This is a genomic window from Acidovorax sp. KPB24-03 (assembly GCF_057546605.1).
In genome coordinates this window covers 1-3,390 of sequence record NZ_BAAJYR010000373.1, presented here as the reverse complement: position 1 = coordinate 3,390, position 3,390 = coordinate 1, and the positions used below count along the sequence as shown (strand labels likewise).

General features: G+C 68.4%; 4 protein-coding genes. 2 read left to right on the top strand and 2 right to left on the bottom strand.

Features of this window, described 5'->3' with window-relative positions; all coding sequences use genetic code 11:
• Both AC27KI_RS21110 and AC27KI_RS21105 read right to left on the bottom strand, forming a co-directional pair.
• On the bottom strand, positions 1-746 hold a 746-nt coding region (locus tag AC27KI_RS21110), incomplete at its 3' end, for a cytochrome c biogenesis ResB family protein (protein ID WP_487090609.1).
• Positions 747-863: 117 nt separating this feature from the next.
• Positions 864-1,511, bottom strand: coding sequence for a c-type cytochrome (locus tag AC27KI_RS21105; RefSeq protein ID WP_284425978.1), 648 nt, complete (start codon positions 1,509-1,511; stop codon positions 864-866).
• An 84-nt stretch (positions 1,512-1,595) separates the two neighbouring features.
• Between AC27KI_RS21105 and yihA the strand changes: the two genes are divergently transcribed.
• Together yihA and AC27KI_RS21095 are read left to right on the top strand one after the other, a co-directional pair.
• Complete coding sequence (gene yihA / locus AC27KI_RS21100) at positions 1,596-2,336, top strand: ribosome biogenesis GTP-binding protein YihA/YsxC (RefSeq protein ID WP_284425977.1); 741 nt, start codon at positions 1,596-1,598, stop codon at positions 2,334-2,336.
• A gap of 50 nt (positions 2,337-2,386) precedes the next feature.
• Complete coding sequence (locus AC27KI_RS21095) at positions 2,387-3,310, top strand: alpha/beta fold hydrolase (RefSeq protein WP_487115664.1); 924 nt, start codon at positions 2,387-2,389, stop codon at positions 3,308-3,310.
• Positions 3,311-3,390: the final 80 nt, after the last annotated feature.

Below are 3,390 nucleotides of genomic sequence, written 5' to 3'. Positions count from 1 at the left end.
GTGCCCTCGGCCACCAGCAGGTTGCCGCGGAAGGTCGGGTTGCGCTCGGACAGGCGGTGCTCGGGCCGGACCTCGGAGATCAATCCGCCGCCGTTGTACGGCGTCTTGCCGCCCAGCCACATCTGCGCGCGCACGACCAGGTCGCCGTCCAGCAGGCCGCCCACGCACACCAGCACGATGGCGCTGTGCGCCGCGATGTAGCCGATCTTGTTGGCCGCACCCGCCTTGGCCGCCACCATCCAGCCCGTTCCGGGCCCGGCCGGCGTGGTGCGCTGCTGCAGCCGCACCTTCCAGCCGCCGCCGGCCAGCATGTCGCCGATGCGGCGCGCGGCGGCCTCGGGGGTTTCGCCGGGCAGCGGCCCTTTGGCCCGCAGCCCGAAGGCCTCCAGGCTCTGCTCCCGCACGTTTTCCTTGTAGTTGCGCACGTCGGCCAGGTAGCGCGGGCCGTTGCGCGCGATGCACAGCGAGGTGCTCGCCACCAGGAACGCCAGGATCAGCAGGAACCACCACGCGCTGTACACCGCGTTGAGCTTGAGCGCCATGAACAGCTCGGCCCAGAACGGCCCGAACTGGTTCACGTAGTTGGCGGCGGGTTCGTGCTGCTTGAGCACCGTGCCGATCACCGAGGCGATGCAGATCACCGTCAGCAGCGAGATCGCGAAGCGCATGGACGACAGCAGTTCCACCGCCGCGCGCATGGCCTGCGAGCGGGTGTGGATGCGGATGCCGTGGGTGGTTTCAGACATGGACGAAAGACAAAAGGGCGGGCCATCCGTTCAGAAGGACCCGCCCGTCTTGGGTGTGATTATCGGCGGTTGGTTCAGGGGCGCGGCACGGTGGCCGGCCCGGGGGATTGACCCAGGTCAACGCAGGCCAGCGATGTAGTCGGCGACGGCCTTGATCTCGCGGTCGTTGAGCTTGGCGGCGACCTGCGTCATCTGCAGGCTGTTGCTGCGCACGCCGTCGCGGAAGGCGACGAGCTGCGCGGCGGTGTAGTCGGCGTGCTGGCCCGACAGGCGAGGGTACTGCACCGGAATGCCCGCGCCGTTGGGGCTGTGGCAGCCGGCGCAGGCGGCAATGTTGCGGTCGGCGATGCCGCCGCGGTAGATGCGCTCGCCCAGGGCGACGAGTTCCTTGTCCTTGGCGAAGCCGGGCTTGGCCTGCTTGGACGCCACCCACCAGGCGATGTTGCGCATGTCGTCATCGGACAGGGCCGAGGCGAAGCCCTTCATGACGGGGTTGTTGCGCTTGCCGGACTTGAACTCCTGCAACTGCTTGACGAGGTATTCGGGGTGCTGCTGGGCCAGCTTGGGGTTGATGGCGATGGCGGAGTTGCCATCGGCCGCGTGGCAGGCCACGCACACGGCCGTGAAGGTGGCCTCACCCTTGGCCAGATCCGGCTTGGCGGGTTTTTGCGCCGCGGCAGCGGGGGCGGCCCCCTGAGAAAAAGCCGGGAAAGCAGCAACTGCCAGCACGGCAGCCATCAGCATGGGAGCAAGCAATTTCTTCATATCGAGGGTTCTTGTGTTATGGGCGCAAAACGGCGCGATTCTACAATGCGACCCCCTGGCCCTCTATCCTTGGTAACCCCCGTTATGACGACTACATCACATGCGCCAGTTGCTGGCTCCCTCCCGCCCGCACCGGACGCCAAAGTCGCCATGGGGTGGATGCACACCACGCGGTTCCTGACGACGGCGGCGCAACTGCACCACCTGCCCCCCATCGATGTGCCCGAGATCGCCTTCGTCGGCCGCTCCAATGCCGGCAAGTCCACCTGCATCAACACGCTCACGCAGCAAAAGCAGCTGGCCTTCGCCTCCAAGAAGCCCGGTCGCACGCAGCACATCAACCTGTTCTCGCTGGGCAAGCAGGGCGTGACCGACGCCGTGCTGGCCGACCTGCCCGGCTACGGCTACGCCGCCGTGTCGCGCTCGGACAAGATCCGCTGGCAGCAGGTGATGCTGAGCTACCTGGTCACCCGCCAGAGCCTGACCGGCATCGTGCTGCTGTGCGACCCGCGTCTGGGCCTGACCGAGCTGGACGAGGCGCTGCTGGAGGCCGTGCGCCCGCGCGTCGAATCGGGCCTGAAATTCCTGGTGCTGCTCACCAAGGCCGACAAGCTCACCCGCGCCGAGCAGGCAAAGGTGCTGTCCATCACGCGACTGCAGGCCGGCGGCGGCGAGGTCAAGATGTTCTCGGCCCTCAAGAAGCAAGGGGTGGACGAGGTGGCGCAACTGCTGTGGCAGTGGTCCCACCCGGTGGCCGGCCCGTCGCCCGAGGCGCAGGACGGCACCGAAGAGGCGCCCCTGGACGAGGATTCGGAAGACAACTAGGCGCCCGCGCAGACAGGTCATGCGCGGGCTGCGATCCAAGGCAGAGCACCATGATCGACACCATTGCGCACGCCCTGCCCCACGGCACCACGCTGCACTGCCGCACCCGCGGCGAGCGCGGCCGCCCGGTGCTGCTGTTCCTGCACGGGTTTCCCGAAGGCGCCTTCATCTGGGATGCGCTGCTGGAGCACTTCGCCGACCCGGCCCACGGCGGCTACCGCTGCGTGGCGCCCTGGCTGCGCGGCTTCGCGCCGTCGAGCGCCCCGCCGGACGTGGCCGCCTACCGCGCCAAGCATCTGGTGCAGGACATCACGGCCCTGATCGCGGCCGAATGCGGCGACTCGCAGCCCCTGGCCGCGCTGATCGCGCACGACTGGGGCGGCGCAGTGGCCTGGAACCTGGCCAACCAGCGGCCTGAGTTGATGCAGCGGCTGGTGATCGTCAATTCGCCACACCCGGGCACGTTCCTGCGCGAGCTGCAGAACAATCCGGCCCAGCAGGCGGCCAGCCAGTACATGCACTTTCTCTGCCGGCCGGACGCCGAGGCGCTGCTTGCGGCCGACGACTTCCAGCGCCTGTTCGGCTTTTTTCGACCGGGCCGACGGCACGCGCCCGCGTGGCTCACCCCCGAGGTGCGCGACCAGTACCGCGCCACCTGGGGCGCCGGCCTGACGGGCCCGTGCGACTACTACCGCGCCAGCCCGCTGCGCCCGCCGCGCGAGGGCGATCCCGCCGCCGGCGCGCTCACCCTGCCGGATTCGATGCTCACCGTGAACGTGCCCACCCGCGTGGTCTGGGGCCTGGACGACCCGGCCCTGCTGCCCGGGCTGCTGCAGGGGCTCGCGCAATGGGTGCCTTCGCTCACCCGCACCGAGGTGCCGGGCGCCTCGCACTGGATCGTGCACGAGCAGCCGGCGGCGGTGATCCGGGCCATCACCGAAAGCCTGACGCCCCAAACGCTACAGAATCAATAGCAATACAGGCAATCAAAAATGCCGGCGTGGCAACGATTCGGCTAGAAATTGCTTTTATTTTTGGTACACCGAAAGGCTCG